Annotated in this window: 18 protein-coding genes, 1 tRNA gene and 2 pseudogenes; 14 read left to right on the forward strand and 7 right to left on the reverse strand. The window is 52.4% G+C overall.

Annotation, left to right across the window (positions count from 1 at the left end; genetic code table 11):
- Window positions 1-9: 9 nt before the first annotated feature.
- Window positions 10-480 carry an Lrp/AsnC family transcriptional regulator gene (locus tag ELK40_RS18690; RefSeq protein WP_127732234.1) on the reverse strand — a complete coding sequence of 157 codons (471 nt, stop codon included), beginning with the start codon at window positions 478-480 and terminating at the stop codon, window positions 10-12.
- A gap of 115 nt (window positions 481-595) precedes the next feature.
- On the opposite strand from ELK40_RS18690, the gene ELK40_RS18695 reads away from it, so the two are divergent.
- Window positions 596-1,207, forward strand: a complete 612-nt coding sequence (locus tag ELK40_RS18695; RefSeq protein ID WP_127732236.1) for a LysE family translocator — start codon at window positions 596-598, stop codon at window positions 1,205-1,207.
- Between the two features lie 27 nt (window positions 1,208-1,234).
- Here the strand turns inward: ELK40_RS18695 and ELK40_RS18700 are convergent, their stop codons facing one another.
- Together ELK40_RS18700 and yjdI are read right to left on the reverse strand one after the other, a co-directional pair.
- Entirely contained in the window at window positions 1,235-1,507 is a 273-nt protein-coding gene (locus tag ELK40_RS18700) for a GNAT family N-acetyltransferase (protein ID WP_032664303.1), read from the reverse strand.
- Between the two features lie 10 nt (window positions 1,508-1,517).
- Window positions 1,518-1,748: a 4Fe-4S mono-cluster protein YjdI gene (gene yjdI / locus ELK40_RS18705; protein WP_008499689.1), complete on the reverse strand. Its 231-nt coding sequence runs from the start codon at window positions 1,746-1,748 to the stop codon at window positions 1,518-1,520.
- 176 nt (window positions 1,749-1,924) lie between these two features.
- Here yjdI and ELK40_RS18710 point away from each other — a divergent pair, with 176 nt between their 5' ends.
- The 5 genes from ELK40_RS18710 (at window position 1,925) to ELK40_RS18730 (ending at window position 8,414) form a co-directional block, all read left to right on the forward strand.
- Window positions 1,925-3,565, forward strand: a complete 1,641-nt coding sequence (locus tag ELK40_RS18710) for a sensor histidine kinase (RefSeq protein ID WP_115876219.1) — start codon at window positions 1,925-1,927, stop codon at window positions 3,563-3,565.
- Complete coding sequence (locus tag ELK40_RS18715; protein WP_032638033.1) at window positions 3,549-4,244, forward strand: response regulator; 696 nt, start codon at window positions 3,549-3,551, stop codon at window positions 4,242-4,244. The genes ELK40_RS18710 and ELK40_RS18715 overlap by 17 nt, the downstream gene beginning before the upstream one ends.
- Window positions 4,245-4,412: 168 nt before the next feature.
- Window positions 4,413-5,501 (forward strand): ABC transporter substrate-binding protein, encoded by a 1,089-nt coding sequence (locus ELK40_RS18720; RefSeq protein ID WP_127732238.1) that lies wholly within the window; start codon window positions 4,413-4,415, stop codon window positions 5,499-5,501.
- A gap of 80 nt (window positions 5,502-5,581) precedes the next feature.
- Window positions 5,582-7,351, forward strand: a complete 1,770-nt coding sequence (locus tag ELK40_RS18725; RefSeq protein WP_115876220.1) for an iron ABC transporter permease — start codon at window positions 5,582-5,584, stop codon at window positions 7,349-7,351.
- Window positions 7,344-8,414 carry an ABC transporter ATP-binding protein gene (locus ELK40_RS18730; protein ID WP_023326018.1) on the forward strand — a complete coding sequence of 357 codons (1,071 nt, stop codon included), beginning with the start codon at window positions 7,344-7,346 and terminating at the stop codon, window positions 8,412-8,414. The genes ELK40_RS18725 and ELK40_RS18730 overlap by 8 nt, the downstream gene beginning before the upstream one ends.
- Window positions 8,415-8,624: 210 nt before the next feature.
- Here the strand turns inward: ELK40_RS18730 and ELK40_RS18735 are convergent, their stop codons facing one another.
- Together ELK40_RS18735 and ELK40_RS22935 are read right to left on the reverse strand one after the other, a co-directional pair.
- Window positions 8,625-9,077, reverse strand: a complete 453-nt coding sequence (locus ELK40_RS18735) for a hypothetical protein (protein WP_115876221.1) — start codon at window positions 9,075-9,077, stop codon at window positions 8,625-8,627.
- Window positions 9,077-10,930 (reverse strand): VENN motif pre-toxin domain-containing protein, encoded by a 1,854-nt coding sequence (locus ELK40_RS22935; protein ID WP_244599393.1) that lies wholly within the window; start codon window positions 10,928-10,930, stop codon window positions 9,077-9,079. Before ELK40_RS22935 ends, ELK40_RS18735 begins: the two co-directional genes overlap by 1 nt.
- Window positions 10,931-12,129: 1,199 nt before the next feature.
- Here ELK40_RS22935 and ELK40_RS18745 point away from each other — a divergent pair.
- From ELK40_RS18745 to ELK40_RS18770, 7 genes and pseudogenes are all read left to right on the forward strand, one after another.
- A complete protein-coding gene (locus ELK40_RS18745) occupies window positions 12,130-12,396 on the forward strand; it encodes a hypothetical protein (protein ID WP_061354404.1) in 267 nt (88 codons plus the stop codon).
- Window positions 12,397-12,563: 167 nt separating this feature from the next.
- The gene (locus tag ELK40_RS18750) at window positions 12,564-12,920 is read left to right on the forward strand and encodes a hypothetical protein (protein ID WP_115876222.1); all 357 of its coding nucleotides are present in this window, start codon (window positions 12,564-12,566) and stop codon (window positions 12,918-12,920) included.
- Window positions 12,921-13,092: 172 nt separating this feature from the next.
- Window positions 13,093-14,241: pseudogene (locus ELK40_RS18755) on the forward strand (IS3 family transposase).
- Between the two features lie 20 nt (window positions 14,242-14,261).
- A pseudogene (locus ELK40_RS18760) lies at window positions 14,262-14,585 on the forward strand (tyrosine-type recombinase/integrase); the annotation flags it as partial.
- Window positions 14,586-14,590: 5 nt separating this feature from the next.
- Window positions 14,591-14,755 carry a hypothetical protein gene (locus tag ELK40_RS22750; RefSeq protein ID WP_164850608.1) on the forward strand — a complete coding sequence of 55 codons (165 nt, stop codon included), beginning with the start codon at window positions 14,591-14,593 and terminating at the stop codon, window positions 14,753-14,755.
- Window positions 14,756-14,905: 150 nt separating this feature from the next.
- Window positions 14,906-15,367, forward strand: a complete 462-nt coding sequence (locus ELK40_RS18765) for a hypothetical protein (RefSeq protein ID WP_181899770.1) — start codon at window positions 14,906-14,908, stop codon at window positions 15,365-15,367.
- A 10-nt stretch (window positions 15,368-15,377) separates the two neighbouring features.
- Window positions 15,378-16,505 carry a PAAR domain-containing protein gene (locus ELK40_RS18770; RefSeq protein WP_115876223.1) on the forward strand — a complete coding sequence of 376 codons (1,128 nt, stop codon included), beginning with the start codon at window positions 15,378-15,380 and terminating at the stop codon, window positions 16,503-16,505.
- A gap of 812 nt (window positions 16,506-17,317) precedes the next feature.
- Here the strand turns inward: ELK40_RS18770 and ELK40_RS18775 are convergent.
- Both ELK40_RS18775 and actS read right to left on the reverse strand, forming a co-directional pair.
- A tRNA-Gly gene (locus ELK40_RS18775) sits at window positions 17,318-17,391 on the reverse strand.
- Between the two features lie 80 nt (window positions 17,392-17,471).
- The gene (gene actS, locus ELK40_RS18780; RefSeq protein WP_115876225.1) at window positions 17,472-18,215 is read right to left on the reverse strand and encodes an amidase activator ActS; all 744 of its coding nucleotides are present in this window, start codon (window positions 18,213-18,215) and stop codon (window positions 17,472-17,474) included.
- 163 nt (window positions 18,216-18,378) lie between these two features.
- Here actS and idi point away from each other — a divergent pair, with 163 nt between their 5' ends.
- On the forward strand, window positions 18,379-18,921 hold the full coding sequence (gene idi, locus ELK40_RS18785; RefSeq protein ID WP_115876226.1) for an isopentenyl-diphosphate Delta-isomerase: 543 nt from the start codon (window positions 18,379-18,381) through the stop codon (window positions 18,919-18,921).
- The last annotated feature ends 38 nt before the right edge of the window (window positions 18,922-18,959 follow it).

The following is an 18,959-nucleotide window of genomic DNA, read 5'->3' on the forward strand; positions in this document are numbered from 1 at the left end:
GCATGCCTCTCAGTCTCGCCCAGCTAATTCCAGCGGAAAAGGCCTGTCCTGCACCACCGTTTTCATGACAAGCGTTGAGCGAAGATGCTGCACGCCGGGCATGGCGGAGAGCTTCTCGTCGTAGAGCTTCTGGAAAGCGGAGAGGTCGCGGGTCACGACGTGCATCAGGTAATCGGGATCGCCAAACAGACGCTGCGCCAGCACGATCTGCGGGATCTCCTCCACCGCCGCTTCAAACGCGCTAACCGCCTTTCGGTCCCCCTCCTTTAGCGTCGCAAACACTATTGCCAGGAAGTTGAATCCCATTTTGGCGGGGTCGAGGCTGGCACGGTATCCCGTTATCGCCCCGCTTTGCTCCAGCGCCCGCACGCGACGATGGCACGGCGATAGGCTCAGATTCACACGCTCAGCGAGCTCGGTAAGGGATAAGCGGCCATCAGACTGTAGCTCCGCAAGAATTTTTCGATCGATGCTATCCATGTGGAAGATTTTCTCAATTTCACCGTGTTATGAGCATAACATTGAAAGCCTATTTCGCAGGGTTAACGATATTCTTTTTCGCAACGTTTAACGCACTGCGGGAGTTTTCAGAACGATGGAAATGAGTATTGTGGCCGGCTTTTGGGTGGTTTCGTTTCTGCTCATCATGACGCCAGGCGCCGACTGGGCCTACGCCATAAGCGCCGGGATTAACGGACGACGCGTGGTACCGGCGGTGCTGGGGCTGATGTCCGGGCATCTGTTAGCCACGCTCATTGTCGTGGCTGGCGTGGGGGTCGTGATTGCTCAACATCCGCTGGCGTTAACCGGGCTGACCCTCGCGGGGGCCGCGTATCTCCTGTGGCTCGGCATCGGACTGTTGCGTCACCCTGCCGCCCCGGAAAAGGCGAGCCACCACGCGGGAAACTGGCGACAGTGGGCGGTGAAAGGGCTCTGCATTAGCGGCCTAAACCCGAAAGTGTTTTTGCTGTTCCTGGCCCTGCTTCCGCAGTTTACGGACCCGACCGGAAGCTGGTCGATAGCAATGCAGATGTCCACGCTTGGGATGATGCACCTTATCACCTGTACGCTGGTCTATCTGCTGGTGGGGTATGGTTCGAAAGCGGTACTGGCGACCCGGCCACAGGCGGCGCGTCTGGTAAGCATGGCATCAGGAGGGATCATGGTGCTGATTGCGATGATATTGCTGTTTGAGCAGGTAAGATAAAAAAACACCGGCCATCGCCGGTGTTATTTACGCCCGAATATCGTCATATTCCCGCGTTTTATCAAACTCATGCTTCGCGAACGGGCACAGCGGGATAATTTTACGGTTCTCACCGCGCATCTTCTCCACCACTTTCGCCACCAGCTGTTTACCGACGCCCTGCCCTTTCAGGCTCTCATCCACGTCGGTGTGCTCGATAATGCTCAGGTGCTCGCCGGTCGGTACGAAGACAATCTCCGCGACCTGATTGCCGTTCGCATCATTCACGTAAAACTTGTTATGGCCTTCCAGAATTTCCATGGTTCCTCGCTTATTTTTGGCGATACTTCAGCGCACCGCTCGGGCAGGTATCAATCACGCGGACAACCGTTTCAACGTCCACTTCATCGGGAATGATCCACGGTTTACGTTTGAGATTAAACAGCTTTGCGCTGCCACGCACGCAGTTACCGGAGTGTTTGCAGATCCCGGTGTTGAAGTAAACGTCAATTTTCTCGCCGGTATAGGCCCGGTAACCCGCATCCAGTAGCTCTTTATCCATGACATTGCCTCTGTAATTATTATCGTGCTGAATGAAGAATAGCCTGACGGGATCCTGCTGGCTATAACGCCGAAAACGAAAAGCCAGGTCACAACTCTTTTCTTGCCAGATTGCGTCCGCTATTTGCCCATGTCAGGCTCGGCAAATGTCACTTTTACATAACATCCGCAGGTTGAATGAAACGCAGACTCTCTTTTCAGGTAAAGCTATTTTTAGCGCTGGTGTGCTTCTCCTGCCTGCTGTTAGTTCTGCTGGGAACGATCCTGTTTCATTTTATTGACCGGCAGCTCCATCACGATCTCGGCCAGCGCGCCCGGGTTCAGGCCAGCCAGATCGCGCTGATGCCGGGTCTGGCGGCCATGGTCGCGGCCAGAGATATCCCCGGCATCGCCCGGTTAATTCAGCCGCTGCGCGCCGAAAGCGATGCCAGCTATATTGTGATTGGCGATACCGAGGAACAGCACCTCTATCATTCGGAATCCCCGGAGCGTATTAATTTACCGATGATCGGCGGGGATAATGCGGAGGTGTTAAAGGGTAAAACCATTATTTCCGTGCGTCAGGGTGGGATTGGCGTGTCGCTACGCAGCAAAGCCCCCATCTTCAATGCGCAGCATCAGGTGATCGGTATTGTCTCGGTCGGCTATCTGACCTCCTATATTGCCAATATTAACGCCCGTATTCTCTGGCAGTCCGGGCTGTACGGCGCGGCTCTTCTGCTGCTGCTGTTTATGTTCTCCTGGCTGTTTACCCGCAATCTCAAAAAACAGATGTTCCGACTGGAGCCGAAAGATATCGCTCAGCTGGTTTTGCAGCAGCGCGCGCTATTAGAAGCCATGTATGAGGGGGTATTTGCCGTCAATGAAGAGAAGCAGCTGATTTTAATTAACCGCGCCGCACGAGAAATGCTGGATATTCGGCAAAGTGAGAAAGACCTTATCGGTAAACCGCTGGAAGACGTTCTGCAGACGTCGCCGGGCTTTTTATCCCAGCGCTACGCCTCGGTCAGCGCTGGCAGCCACGACCAGATTGCGGTGCTGAACCAGCGCGAGGTGATCGTCAACCGCGTGGCGATTGAGGTCGAACCGGGCGTTGAAAGCGGCTGGGTCTACAGCTTTCGCGACAAAAATGACATCAACACCCTCAGCAGCCAGCTCAGTCAGATCAAGCGCTATGCGGATAACCTGCGCATTATGCGCCACGAGCAGCTGAACTGGACCGCCACGCTGGTGGGCTTGCTGCAGATGAAACACTATGACGAGGCGATTCGCTACATTCAGGTGCAGTCCGAAGGTGCGCAGCGGGTGCTGGACTTTGTCTCCGCCCGTTTTTCCTCTCCCGCGCTATGTGGGCTGCTGTTAGGAAAATACGTTAGCGCGCGCGAAAAAGGCATCGAGCTGCTGTTTGATCCCGCCTGCCAGCTCACCCGCATGCCCGCCACGCTCAACGAAACGGAGCTGATGTCGGTTATTGGAAATCTGCTGGACAACGCGGTGGACGCAACCCTTAAAGCACCGGTCCACGCGCCGGTAGAGCTTTACATTTCAGACCGTAACCAGGAGCTGCTGATCGAGGTGGCCGACAGGGGCTGCGGGGTGGAGGATGCGATGAAGCCGCATATTTTCCGCCAGGGATTCAGCAGCAAGCCGGACAGCGAAAACGACATTGTGGGCACCGAGCACGGTATTGGCCTGTATCTGGTGGCAGGATATATCGACAAGGCTGGCGGCACTATTGAGATTGCCGACAACACGCCACAAGGGACTATTTTTTCTGTGTTTATTCCGAATGGGCAAAAGCATGACCCGAGCACTTGATGTTGTGATCGTTGAAGATGAGCCGCACCTGGCGGAGCTGCATCGCGAGTATATCGAGCAAAATTTTCATTTGCGCGTGGTGGGCATCGCCGCGTCGATTGAGCAGGCATGCCGCCTGATTCGTCAGCATCAGCCGCGGCTTATCCTGCTGGACAACTATCTCCCGGACGGTAAAGGCGTGGAGCTCATCGATAATCCGCTGCTGAAAAGCTATGAGTGCTCGGTGATCTTCATCACTGCCGCCAGCGATATGCAGACCTGCAGCCACGCCATGCGCAGCGGCGCGTTTGACTACCTCATCAAGCCCGTCTTTTTCCAGCGCCTGCACGCCTCGCTGGAGCGGTTTATGCGCTTCATCCACACCGTGCAGCAGGTGAAGGTGGTCGACCAGCATGCGCTGGATCGCCTGTTTCATCTGCCCGCCGCGGAAGCCTCCGTTACGCCGTCCACAAAGGGCATTGAACCCCAGACGCTGGAGCGGATTAAACGCCTGTTCGCCGAGCATCCCGACAGCGCGATGTCGGTTGAAGAGGTGGTGGAAAACGTAGGGATCAGCAAAACCACGGGGCGCCGCTACCTTGAATACTGCGTGGAGAGCGGGTTAATCAGCGTCGAAATGCTGTATGGCAATATTGGTCATCCTCGCCGGTTATACCGCAAAGCCCCCGATAAACCGTAATCCAGAACCGTTCGTAAGCTAACGTTCGCGGATTTTATGGTGTTAATTGCTGAAACGACGGCGACAATCACACTTCGGAATCATTGCCCTCGCCTCCCTATTGTCGGAGGCGCGCTTTACGCTATGTTGACAATTAGTTCCTCAAATGTAACTAAAAGGTTAACTATAATGTCGAACACGTTCCGAATTTCTCTGCTTACCGCTACCGTACTGTTCTCTGCTTCTGCACTGTCTGCCCTGCCGCAGGGCTATCCTGCTGAGTATCAAAAAGTGGTTGATGCCGCAACGAAAGAGGGCAAGGTTGTTATTTACTCCACCACCGACATCAAAGCTGCCGGACCGCTGATCCAGGGCTTCGAAAAAACCTATCCGGGCATTAAAGTCGAATACAACGACATGAACAGCACCGAGCTGTACAACCGTTTCATCAGCGAACAGGCCTCCGGCGGCGTGAGCGGCGACGTGGTCTGGAGCTCCTCGATGGACACCGGCCTGAAGCTCGCCACCGACTACGCCATGGAGTATAAATCGCCGGAGCAAAGCCAGCTGCCGAAATGGGCGGTCTGGAAGGATAAGGCATACGGCACTACCTATGAGCCGGTGGTCTTTATCTACAACAAGCGTCTGATCCCGGCCGGCGACGTGCCGGACTCTCACGCCGCACTGGCGAAGCTGATTGCCAGCCAGACGGACAAATTCAAGGGCAAAGTCACCACCTACGACATCGAAAAATCGGGTCTGGGCTTTATGCTTTCGGTGCAGGATCACAACGCCGATCCTAATTACTTCAAAACCCTGGCCGACGTCGCCAAAGGTGGCTTATCGGTGCAGTCGTCTACCGGCACCATGATGGAGCGCGTCTCCTCCGGTGAAAACCTGATCGGCTTCAACATCCTCGGTTCCTACGCGGAAGCGCGTGCGAAGAACGATCCTTCGCTCGGCATTGCCTATCCAAAAGATTACACCCTGGTGCTGTCGCGCGTATCGTTCATCAGCCAGCAATCGCAAAACAGCAATGCCGCGAAGCTGTGGCTGGACTACGTGCTGTCTGAACAAGGGCAAAACATTCTGGCCAATCAGGCGGACATCCCCTCCATTCGTAACGATATCGAAGGGAAAAATGATATCGACGGCCTGACCAAAATCCTCGGCAACGCGCTGAAGCCAATTCCGGTTGATGAAACGCTGCTGGAATACCTGCAGCCGAAAAAACGCCTGGAGTACATCAAAGAGTGGCGTACCGCCGCCGGTAAATAAGCGTCTGAGTGCGGCGCAGGCCGCCGCGCTCCCTTATCGACTGAGTTCGTTTTTCTGGGCTGCAACACCAGGGATACCCCATGAATACACTACGCAGAAAGTGGCAAAGCCTGCCGCGAGGCATCGTCGTGCTGATAACCGCCCTGGTTATCTACACGCCGCTGTCGTTTATCGTGATACAGAGCTTCCTGTCCGCCCCGTTCTTTTCGCCGTCAAAAGAGTGGAGCTTTGAATCATTTGAATTTATTTTCACCGACCCTGATTTTTATAAGGCCCTGAAAAGCGGCTTTATTCTTGCTTTCGGGCTGGTCTTTATCTCCATTCCGCTGGGTGGCGTGCTGGCGTTTCTGATGGTACGCACCGACCTGCCCGGTCGCCGGTTGATTGAGCCGCTGATCCTGGTCCCGATTTTCGTTTCACCGATGGTGCTGGGCTTCGGCTACGTGGTGGCCGCCGGTCCGGTGGGCTTTCTCTCCCAGTGGGCTCAGGCGCTGATTGGCTTTGTGCCGTGGAACATCTACGACATGTCGAGCATTGTGGTCATCGCCGGCCTGACGCACGTCCCGCACGCCTATCTGTATATCTCGTCTGCGCTGCGCAGCGTGGGCTCCGACGTGGAAGAAGCCGCGCGCACCGCGGGCGCGTCGCCCTGGCAGGTAATGACCTCCGTCAGCCTGCCGATGGTGCGCCCGTCCATTCTGTACGCCACCGTGCTGCTGTTCTTCCTGGGGCTGGAGGTGTTCGGCCTGATGCTGGTACTCGGCGACCCGGAAGGCAATATGGTGCTGGCGACCTATCTCTATAAGCTGACGAACAAGATGGGCACCCCATCCTATAACCTGATGGCGGCGGTTGCCGTGGTCCTGATCTGCATCACCATCCCGCTGGTGATGCTCCAGCGTCGCCTGATGCGCACCGCCAACCGCTTCGTCACCATGAAGGGCAAGGCCTCGCAGGCCCGCGCGCTGCCGCTGGGTAAATGGCGCTGGGTGGCTGGCGCGGTGATTGCCTTCTGGCTCACCGTCACCATCGGCGTTCCGCTGCTCGGCGTGGTGCTGCGCGCGTTTATCTCAAACTGGGGCGTTGGCGTTTCGCTGTGGGACGAGCTTTCTCTGAACACCTTCCGCACCATCTGGGCGCAGCCCAACCTGCTGCGCGCCATCGTCAACTCCATGGCGATTGGCGTGATTGGCGGCGCGCTGGCCGTGGTGTGCTACCTGTTTGTCGGCATTGCCATGCACCGTAAGCCGGACAACACCACGCTTTTCCTGGACTACAGCGTGCTGGTGCCGCGCGCCGTGCCTGGCCTGCTGGCGGGTCTGGCGTTCCTGTGGGTGTTCCTGTTCCTGCCGATGTGGCTGGATAACTCGCTGAAATCCGGCTGGCTTTCCGGGTTTGCCTGGACCGACTGGATGCGTGAAAACGTCATCGTCTGGCTGCGTTCGCTGCGCAGCACCATTTTCAGCGTCTGGCTGGCCTATACCGTGGTGTGGATGGCTTACGGGCTGAGGCTTATCTCTTCCACTCTGCTGCAGGTGGGGCCGGAGCTTGAAGAAGCGGCGCGCAGCACCGGGGCGACGCGCGGGCAGATCACCCGCCACGTCACCATTCCGCTCTCCCGCTACGGTCTTATCGGTTCGTGGCTGCTGATGTTCCTGATCTTTGAACGCGAATACTCAACGGGTGTGTACCTGCTTTCACCCGGCACGGAGACCATCGGATCGATGCTGGTTTCCCTCTGGGCCGCGGGTGCCATTGATATCGTGGCGGCGCTCTCTTTCATTAACATCCTGCTGGTCGTGGTAGGTCTGGGCATTGCCCTTCGTTTCGGAGTGAAAATACATGATTGAATTAGCGGTTGACGATCTGCACTTAACCTACGGCGACAATCCTGTTTTAAAAGGTGTCTCCATGAACCTGAAGCGCGGCGAAGTGGTCTCCCTGTTAGGCCCCTCCGGCAGCGGCAAAACCACCCTGCTCCGCGCCGTCGCGGGTCTGGAAAAACCGACCCAGGGGTCGATTGTGATTGGCAACAATAAAGTTTACGACGGCACGCCGCGCAGCGAGGTCCCGGCGGAAGAGCGTAACCTGGGGCTGGTGTTCCAGTCCTATGCCCTGTGGCCACACAAAACCGTGTTTGAGAACGTGGCCTATCCGCTCAAGCTGCGCAAAGTCCCGGCCAAAGAGATCCAGCAGCGCGTGCAGGACGTGCTGGACCAGCTTGGCCTGGGCCATCTTGGCAAACGGCACCCGCACCAGCTCTCCGGTGGGCAGCAGCAGCGCGTGGCGATCGGCCGTGCGCTGGTGTACAACCCGCCAGTAATTTTGCTGGACGAGCCGCTCTCTAACCTCGACGCCAAGCTGCGCGAAGAGGCCCGCGTGTTCCTGCGCGAGCTGATTATCAAGCTCGGGCTATCCGCGCTGATGGTGACGCACGACCAGAACGAAGCGATGTCCATATCCGACCGCATCCTGCTGCTCAACAACGGCAAAATTGAGCAACAGGGCACGCCGCAGGAGATGTACGGCTCGCCGAAAACGCTGTTTACCGCCGAGTTTATGGGCAGCAACAACCGCCTGCACGGCAAAGTCACCGAAGTGCGCGACGGCAGAGCGCGTATCGAAGGAAAAGGCTGGGTGCTGTGGGGTCAGGCCGGTGAAGGGGTGCAGAGCGGTGATGAAGCCACGGCGGTGATCCGCGTCGAGCGCGTGGCGGTAGTCGAGGGGCCAGGGGAAAATCAGCTTGAGCTGCCGCTGCTTACCAGCATGTATCTCGGCGACCGCTGGGAATACCTGTTCCGCACGGTGGGAGATGATTTTGTCATTCGTGCGTATGGGCATGAGGTTCGGGATCCGCAGCACTGCCATCTTTCGCTGCCTGAGAAGCATGTTTGGGTGTTCCCGAAAGGGTGATGAGTCAATAATTAATCTGCCATGGCCCGGTAGCGATTCGCTTACCGGGTCTACAAAACAAAGAAATGCGCAGATGCCAGGATAGATGGCGCTAGCCATTATTGTTAAGGCATTCTGACTAAAATAGCCACCTGACACTTTTTTCCGTCCGTACGTATAACGGTTTAAGACTCCATATCAAAATATTATTACAGAGCATATAAAGAAAATTTATGCGCCATATCCAGCATTTTTGAAAACTAATTGAACATGCTCCGTCAGTCCAACAAGATCTTCATAGGCGATTTGGCCAAAATCAGGATAATGGTTTTCAATATACTCGTTAACATCTTCCATACCTTCACTCGCTCTGAGATTTTTAACAAATGTAGGCAAAATACGATGATTAACACCAGTACCATACTCTTTCGGATGATGGGTCATACACCACTCAACTTTACCTTTATATGATTGAATCGCATCTTCCAGTAAGGTGATAACTTCTGGAACCTCTTTTTCAAAACGAAAACTGGTATAAGGAGGGCACTTAGAGCGATCAATTTTTTCAAAATGATCATTTATCCATTCATCTTCAATACGGCTCTGATAATGTAACCACTCCAGTTTTCCAAGAGAACCAATGAAGTCCAACAAGATTGTTTCTTTCTTACCTATCGGAAACATTATTTTAACCCCTGTAATTCATCAGAGATCGTAACACTTCCCTGATTTATAGATTTGATATGTTTTTCCCAATCTCCTTTAGGAATCAGTTTTAAGGACACTCTTGGATCGTAAACATACTGACCATCGGTATAAACCTGATGGAAAGCTTGTTCATGTACAATTTTTCCATTTTCATACACATTTAAGTTGTACGGAGTCGTCGGCCTTGCTTCAATAATTTTCCCGTGCCCGCCAGCTGCATCGAGAAGCTTAGGTGCGATATCTGAGCAATCCGTACAATCTGTATTGCCTATCCAGGCAATAAACTTAGGTTCGTTCATTTTTTCAATAACACTCTGATTGGCTGGATAACCGGGATTTTCAGGGCGAACATTTTCAAGGCCGGGGATCTTCTCGTTCTGATAGAAAAGATCATCCAGTGAAGGAGAATCCGGAACAGGCGTAGTTGTCGTCCAGCCATTATTGTTTGACGCTCCATCACCGTTGGTATTACCAGTATGATTTATCCCTCCGGTTGCTACACTATTATTCCCTGTGTTGGAGGGCGTATTTCCGGTTACAGTCTGGTCTCCACCAGTATTTGATGGTCCCGGGTTGATGACCTGCGTACCACCAGTACTGGTGATTGTCTTACCTGTCAGGGACTCATAGGCCGCTTTCTGAGCATCATTTAACTGACTGAGCTGGGAAGGATCATTGAGCGAGGCCACATAGATCAGATGCAACTGCTCATCTTGTGACAATGTATCCATTGCTGATGTGGATGCACCAATCCCCAGTAAAGCACCCAGACCACTGGCAACCAAGCGATCACGGCAAGCAGAAATTTTCAGACATCCCTGTGCAGCCAGTTTACCGCCCTGTATAACGACACCCAGCGAGTTATTCTCAACCTCCACCTTCGCCGTTTCTGACGCCGTCGCCGCCATGGAGACGCTGCCATCCGTCACCGCAGCGCCTGCCAGCCCACCCGCGATACTCACGAGGCTACTGACCAGCCGTTTTTCCTCTGGCGTCAGGTCACTGGATTTTTTATCTCCATACAGCGCACTGACCAGATGGTCGGTCATCGCCGAGGCCGTAATGGCTCCAATGGCACCGGCCTTCAGGCCATCCGCACTGCTCCCGCCACTCAGCTGCGTCAGCGCCGCCGCCACAATACCGTGCAGCGCGGCACGGGCTGTCGGGTCTTTCTGCTCCTTGACCAGGGTCGCCAGAAGGGGTGCCGCGCCTGCCTTCAGGTTACCGCCAAGCGCACCTGCCAGTAATCCCGCCGCTGCGCTGCCCTTCATCCAGAAGGCACTCCCCGGACCGTACTCGGTATTCTGATATCCGGGCTGCGTCTTCAGGAACGCTTCCTGCTCCTGCGGGGTATCACCCTGCAGTTTTCCTTCAGATGCCAGCTTCGCGCCCAGCGCCGCATTGGATTCCCGCGCTTTCTGCTCAGCATACTTGCCGTAAGCATCCAGCGCAGAGGTGGCCAGCGCCGCGCCTTCGCTCTGGACCGCAAGGTTATCCCTGACCTTTTGCACATCACCGCTCACGTCCACGCCGTGGTGGGCGCCAGCCGTATCACGACTCAGGTCAGCAATATCCTGTTTCTGTCCCGCCGGGTTGCGAATGACAATGCTACCGCCACTCACCGCTGATGAGGTCGTGCCGGTGTGGCTCTCTTCTGACTGGCCCGTACCGATGGCAGGAGCCAGGTTGCGGTTTTCACCGTTTCCGCTGCCGGAAAGCGCCACCGTGTAGCCGTTGCCGCTGGTCTGGCTCTCGTTGTGGAGATTACTGAAACCCAGCGTACCCGTGTCGAGGCTATTTTTATCTGCAGACGCCGTGGATGCAATCACCGCGCCGTCAAGCTGGGTATGATTTCCGGTGGTGACAGCAAAGCGCCCTTGCCTGCGAATATCCCGCTCTGTTCAACAACGCTCTTACCATTCTGGGTGATATTCTCACCCGATGCACTGACGCTACGGGCATCTGGTGAAGCGCAGGATGGATTGGTGGGTTGGCTGTTTACATTGTTGTGGGCAATGGGTACGAAACAGTGGCGGCCTGGCTCGGTGAATATCACCAGGTGATGGCAGACTTTCAGCCCGTTGTGTTAACGTCGCCGTAGTAGCCCTGTGTCTGCTGGCGAATACAAAAATGTGCTTTTATGACATTTGATGAGCTGGTAACTTCAAAGGCCTGAAACCTGAAATTGTGTGGTGAGCAGCCAAACTCATCCAAAATCCTTGAACAAGAGAACTCACTTCAAATCCTCCCGAATGCTTTCCTTTTGTTGATGAAATAGCTGTTGTGTACCCCGCTTCGCATCAACACTCCGAAAAGCAATACCTGACAATTCCAGTCAAGTACTTATAATGAACCGTTATGTTAAATAGACCAAAAAACGAACAGCGAAATGCTCTATTGTGGCAAGTTTTCCCTGTTGTGATGGCCTATGGGATGAAGTAGTCAAATGCATTGTTGGGAGTGTCGGCTGTAGGATATTTTGTGAACATTCTGGTTTTTTGCGGAGGGTCTGGGCTGGTGGTCTAGCAGATCACCAACAGTTCCGAGCCTGATTATTTTAAGCACCAGAGACGAATACTCAATCGTGTGTTTTTCTCATAGTTACCAGTAACATGAATCCACATACTCAAAATCATGTTGAAGAAATCAGCACTCGATCAAATTTTGAATTTTTTTTCTTAATTATTGACATGTCTTCCAGGCCTTACGGTACGAGGACTTAGCCTTTTTTACCCTTTCACAGCTTTAACTTAACGTCAAAATAAACCCTTGTGCACAAAAGAATCATCTCTAAAATATCGACTATGTGGGGCCGCTATTGATTGACCACCCCCACATGTAGTGCTGCGCCTGAATTTTAGGCGTAAAAAAACCGGATTCATTTGCATGAACCCGGCTTACAAAGCATGACCAATACGAGTCGCCAAACTCGTACGAATCTTAGCCTTGCCTTCATTTTTCACGGCTTGATTGTGCCAGGCAAAGAGGATCATGTAAACCATAAAATGACGCTCATAAGGAGCATTGCATGACTATTTGTAAACAATCACACCGTTACAATACTCTTTTCATCAGCTTACCTCACGATCAAGGTGGTGAAGGTCGCCATAAATGTTGCGGCTGCGCTTACGATCAGGGTTACCGTGCAGGCTTGGCTCGCACAGGGCAAGTTTGGGTAGACTTAGCCGCCTTACCTGATAGCCAAGCGGGAACCGTTCGTCACAAAAGTCCTCAAGCAGCGTTCGCTGATGGTTATCGTGATGGTGTGCGTGAATCTTACCGTCACGCTGGTTAATGTTGACGAAGGGGCTTCATGCCCCTTCCTTTTTACGGAATAGACCGCCCCAAGTTTTTGTAAGATTGACTTTTTCGGTTTGAGATCTCCCCCATTCATAACGCCTTATTTGCTCTTATCCATTCCCTCTGTAAAATGTTACTTTTGTTAACATCCTAAGGCCTCCCATGAAAAAAGCTCTCATAATCGCGCTTTCGTTATTCTCCTTACCTGTACTCGCAGAAGAAGATCAGGGGCCTGGAAAATATATTTGTGACATTCGCATATCCAGCCAAGGCACAGCTACCAAAATTCTGTCGAGAGCCTCGACTGTTCTTGATAATGAAAATAACTTCATCGTCCAAATGCCCAATGGTGATCAGTTGTATTCCCCTGAACTGGAAAACACTGATGATGGATTAAAACAAAAAGCCGAAAAAGGTGGCGTGACCTTCATTCGCCGTCCAACCTTTGGCGATAGGTTCATTGTGGAAGATGCAAATACAGGGTTCTTCTATAAGATGCGCAACTGTGAGAAGAAATGAGGTAAGTCAGAGAATGAAAAAAATAGTATTGGCTGTACTGTGTCTTCTCCCTATTCTCGCTTTTGCTAACGGATATAAAGTCGTAACGAAAGATGGTGGCAGGTCTTTGTGAATCGCCACGGGTTTAACAGACACCTCAGAGCCATTTAAGATGACTTAAAGAGAAATGCCCATGAGCGGTAAGCGTTATCCTGAAGAGTTTAAAATTGAAGCAGTCAAACAGGTTGTTGATCTTGGTCATTTTGTTTCCAGCGTTGCAACACGTCTTGATATCACCACCCACAGCCTTTACGCCTGGATAAAGAAGTACGGTCCGGATTCTTCCATTAATAAAGAACAGTCAGATGCTCAGGCCGAGGTCCGCCGTCTCCAGAAAGAGCTGAAGCGGATTAAGGACGAACGGGACATATTAAAAAAAGCCGCGACGTACTTCGCAAAGCAGTCCGACTGAGGTATGCCTTTATCCGCGACAACAGCCGTTGCGGGCCTGTTCGTTTGCCCTGTCGGGTTCTGAATGTCCATCCGAGTGGTTTTATTTCTGGCTTCAGCAGCCACATTCACAGCGTCACCAGACAGACCAGATGCTGACCGGGCAGATCAAACAGTCCTCGCTTGAGTCTGGCTGCGTCTATGGTTATCGCAAGATCCATCTCGATCTTCGTGATATCGGACAGCAGTGTGGAGTGAACCAGGTCCGGCGACTGATGAAGCGTGCCGAAATAAAAGCTCAGGTTGGGTACCATAGCCCACACGCGCACGTAAAGACGAAGCCAGCATCGTGACACCCAACAGGCTCCAGCGGCAGTTCAATCCGGCCTCACCGGATGAACGTTGGGCGACGGACGTAACCTACATCCGAACCCACGAAGGCTGGCTGTATCTGGCCGTGGAGGTTGACCTGTTCTCCCGAAAAGTTATCGGCTGGTCAATGCAACCCCGCATGACAAAAGAGATTGTTCTGAACGCATTACTTATGGCGGAGTGGAGGCGTAATCCTCAAGAGCAGGTACTGGTTCACTTTGATCAGGGCAGTCAGTACACGAGCCATGAGTGGCAGTCGTTCCTGAAATCACACGGTCTGGAAGGCAGCATGAGTCGTCGCGGTAACTGCCACGACAACGCGGTTGCGGAAAGCTTTTTCCAGCTACTGAAACGCGAACGGATTAAGAAAAGGATCTACGGAACGAGAGACGAAGCCAGAAGCGATATTTTTGATTACATCGAAATGTTTTATAACAGTAAGCGTCGGCATGGTTCGAGCGAGCAGATGCCACCGGCTGAATATGAAAACCTATATTATCAACGGCTCAGAAGTGTCTAGATTATCCGTGGCGATTCACACAACGCAAGGCAGAGCAAGCCGATATACCAGTGAAGACGGATTTCATCTTTAGCAAGGGCGATCTCCGTAGCAAAGGCAACGCCGTAACCCGTAACACGGTATTCACTGAATTTGGGAAGATGGGACGTAGAGCCGGATTCTCTAACGTGGGCTGCCATACGCCGCGAAAAAGTCGGGGGCGAATCCTATTCGAAAATGGAGTGGCTATTGAAACTATCGCCCATTTCCTGGGACAGACAGATCCGCGCTCAACCATGTATTACATCGGGTACGGTCAGGACGTGCAGGACGATTTAACAGAGGAGTTTTCTTTAGAATGGTGATCGATATGAAACACTTGATTGTGCTGATAGTGGCGCTATTACCAGCCCTGGCGAATGCCGGACAGATAACCCTGATTCTCAGTGATGAAGAGGAGACAGGCAACGCGAAGATTTGCGTATACAGTAACGCCAATTATACGGAGATAGTGACGATCAGACCGTCGCAGTAATGCCGCTACACAATGACCTTTGAGGAGGAGTAACCCCCTTTACTGGTTGCTACGAAACATAATTTCGCTTAAGTCTAACACTTGTTGCTCATGTGGTCATTGCTTGTAAAATAGCCACTGAAATTATTTCCATAGCAAGTAGAGGGACTTATGAAGCAATACACCAATGAACTCACCGCCGAAATGCTGGCAGCATTTGACCAGTCACCATTCACAGCTGAACAGCTCGCGGAAATGAACGAAGAAGCCCGTAATCTGATCGCTGAAAGAAACGCCTACAACCTCGCTCACCCAGTTACAGCCGCTTATCTGATTGCTACAGAGGGTAGCTTAACCCGCAACGGGGGAGCGGTTATTAGTGAATACAACGGGCAGCAGATCGAAATTGAAGACGGAACACGCCTAAATGTATCTCTTGTGGGTGATGAAGTTCGTTATCCAGATGGAACCACCGCGAAAATCAGCACTGAAGTAGGCTATACCTCTGGTAACTCCGCCGCTCTTGTCGGTAGCTTACTCGACAACGGCGACGAAATTATCAGTAGCCCACAGAATGCCGGAAGAAGAGTAGTCCGAGCAGGGGAATCGTTGCCAGAAAACTTTCTGAAATAAGGTGGTCACTATGGCATCGGTTAACAGGGGTTGCACGGTTCACGGTAAGAACGTTGGTCTGCACGGAGATAAAACCTCTACAGGCGCACAATGTATTGCCGCCCGCCCCGGTATGTCTGTTATGGGCTTGTGGAAACTCTACATCGGCGATAAGACCACTCCTTGCCCGAAATGCGGGAAAGTGGGGGTAATTGTGAGCGGAGATCCTCGCTGCTCCAATAGCGCCGCAGTCGCCGTGGATGGTGCGGAAATCCTCTGCGGTTGTCCACAGGGTACTAATTTTCTTATCGCGCCTGGCACAGTTGAGGTTAATATCCCTTCCTGGGCTATAGCGCCTGGAGAGCCAGTGCAGCACGCACAGGTAGCGAAGAAGCAAAACAGCTTTGCTGGCACCTGCAAGCCAGAAGATAACCAGCTATTGAACGGCGTTTACATCTGGACAGAAATCACCGATGCAGGACACGCTTTCGTTTCGGTGCATGAAAATAACTCGATCTACGTTTACACCTACGGGCGCTTTGGTCGAAGAGGACCAGCTAACTTTACAGGCGATGGAATACTTAACTTCTTTACCGGTGACGATGCTCGTAGCTACTACCGTGAAGAACTTTACAAAGTTAATGCTCGGGTATTCAAAATTGATGATGCATCCATAGTGGAGACACGTTCATTGTTTGAAAACCTTTGGAACTCAGGAGCAAAGCCAATCCCTACTGAGAAAATGGGTGAAAGAACCAAACGCAGGGGAAGAGTAATTGACGTCTATGATCTTACTGGTAGCAACTGTACAACTCACACTGTTCAGGTAATTCGTAAATCTGGCTCAAACATTTTCGAAACAAGCTACACATCGACTACAACGCAATTACCGATTGAAGGCGTGGAAGATTTTGCAGTGCCTTTATCTCTGCAAAATTATCTTATGCGCAAGAGCAGCAGCCTAAACTCAATGCAAGTAACTGAAGTTACCAATGAATTTAAAGAGCAGTATCCAAACATAGATAATTACACTCTTGGTGAAGAAAATGCTATGGAGAAAAACCTTGCTGCGGGAGCCTCTACATTAGGTTCGGCTTCTGGTTATTCTGGCGGTACGGTTGGTGGATTCTTGGGTGGTTCATATGACCTTGACGAGTAGAACAAAATGTTTCATCCGATGGGGGAGCATAATCACGATCTCTTTCCTCTACATAGCATCCATTTTGGTCAATGTATTAGATTATGGGATAACGAGAAAATACACTGACATACTCAATGAAAAAACGATCACTATTGAAGCCTGTTATGCTGTGGTGGCTGATTTTGAACAGTATTACGACAGACTAATTGATGTTTCTCTCTTCGGTTACATCATTTCTACCGTGTTGATCCTGATCATCTTCAAGAAAGTGAGATGACCGTCAAAGGCTGGAGAAATCCAGCCTTTCCCCTTCTCCCTGATTTTAGACAATACAAGCCTAATGCCCGTTGGTGGTAAGACAACGCGCGGAGCCGTCAGGCGACAACATCAGGGTATGTCAGACAGTGAAGTTTATCAGGATGACCATGTACCCGAAGGAGCGAGGCCGAACCGCTGGCAGAGCTTGCATGTGGTGTGCAAGTACCGTGACCACCATAAAACCTGTTTATTCCCTGCAACGTCATCGCGACGTGTAGCATGTGGGAGCATCGGCAAAAAATGCGCTTCACTGTAAGGTTATGAGAATCAATGCCCGGATCAGGCTTTGCCTTCACGTTGTGCTATCGCGGTGTGAGGTTGGAACTGCCGCCGCCGAATAGTTATACTCTCATTTCCATAGTAACTATCCGTGACAACTAACAGTGTAATCCCCGTTGGTACTTCGTCGTTCAATGGTAGAACGATCACAGACAACTTATGTTATGTAAGTTGTTGATAGCGAAACACATTAAGCCAGTAGCTGGCGGTGTTTTGCAACAAGGGGAGAGATCTGGAGCGGGCGAAGGGAATCGAACCCTCGTATAGAGCTTGGGAAGCTCTCGTTCTACCATTGAACTACGCCCGCTTTGAGGTGCGTATGGCATTATAGACCTTACGCACCTTCATACAAGCCTCTTCACAACTAAACGGCGATTAAATAATCACTTAGCACTTCGGCTTACTGCCGGGCGCAGGCAGATAGCGCTGCGGATCGATGGCCGTCGCCTTATAGCGGATCTGGAAATGCAGCTTCACTGAATCCGTACCGGTGCTGCCCATGGTGGCAATCTTCTGCCCTGCTTTGACGTTCTGCCCGTTGTTGACCAGCATCGTGTCGTTGTGCGCATAGGCCGTGATGTAGTCTTCGCCATGCTTAATCATGATCAGGTTACCGTAGCCGCGCAGCTGGTTACCGACGTAAACCACCTTCCCGGCCCCGGAGGCATAAACCGGCGTACCGCGCGCAGCGGCGATATCAATACCCTTGTTGCCACCTTCCGAGAGTGAATAAGGGGCGACCACTTTACCGCTGGCAGGCCAAATCCAGCAGCGCTGTCCAACCGGCGGCCATGACGATTGTGGCACCTGATAGGACGGCGTTACTTTAGCGGTTTTGCCTTTCGAAGAGGATTTTTTGCCCGAGGACGATCCGCCGCTAACCTTCAGCTGCTGCCCTACCTCGATGGTGTAAGGCGGCGAAAGATTATTCAGCCGCGCCAGATCCTTCACGCTGGTTCCCGTTGCGCGCGAAATCCGGTACAGGGTGTCCCCGCGCTTAACGGTGTAGACCGAACCGGAATAGCTTCCCGTATCCGAAGATTTGCTCCCTGAACAGCCCGCCAGTAATAGCGTCAGCGTCAGGCAAAAAATTGCGGTAATGGGGTTTCTCGTCAGGCTTCCTGCAAACAAAACAGATCCTCGGTCAGCGTGAATGGCGCACTATGATAACAGCCAAAACGAATAAGGGTCATGCCCTTTTCCGCTCTACGAGCCAAACCGTTCGTATAAGAATGCAGTATAATGCTTCGGCTGATGGTGCTGAACCACTCGGCATTTTGGCACTGGAGCATCAATGAGTATTCAAGAACACGTTATTTTGGTAAACGACCAGGGAATGGTGATTGGCACTCAGGAAAAATATGCCGCGCACACGTTACATACCCCGCTGCATCTGGCATTCTCTTCCTGGCTTTTTAACGCAAAAGGCGAATGTCTGATCACCCGACGAGCCTTAAGCAAAAAAGCCTGGCCCGGCGTCTGGACCAACTCCGTTTGCGGCCACCCGCAGTCGGGCGAAGAGACTGTCCAGGCGATAATCCGCCGCTGCCGCTTTGAAGTGGGTGCTGAACTGACCGATATCACCGCCGTCGCCCCTGAATTTCGCTATCGGGAAACCGACCCGTCCGGGATCGTGGAAAATGAAATTTGCCCGGTATTCGCCGCCCGCATCACCAATGACGTGACGATAAACGAAGATGAAGTGATGGACTATCAGTGGGTTGAGCTGGAGGCGTTATTCCGCGCGCTGGACGCGACGCCCTGGGCCTTTAGCCCGTGGATGGTCATGGAAGCGACAACCGCCCGCGAAAAACTCAAAGCCTTCGCGGCGCAATAAAAAAGCCCCTTTCGGGGCTTTTTTTACATCTTAACGCC

The organism is Enterobacter sp. N18-03635, assembly GCF_004006055.1.
Taxonomy (GTDB): Bacteria; Pseudomonadota; Gammaproteobacteria; order Enterobacterales; family Enterobacteriaceae; genus Enterobacter; species Enterobacter vonholyi.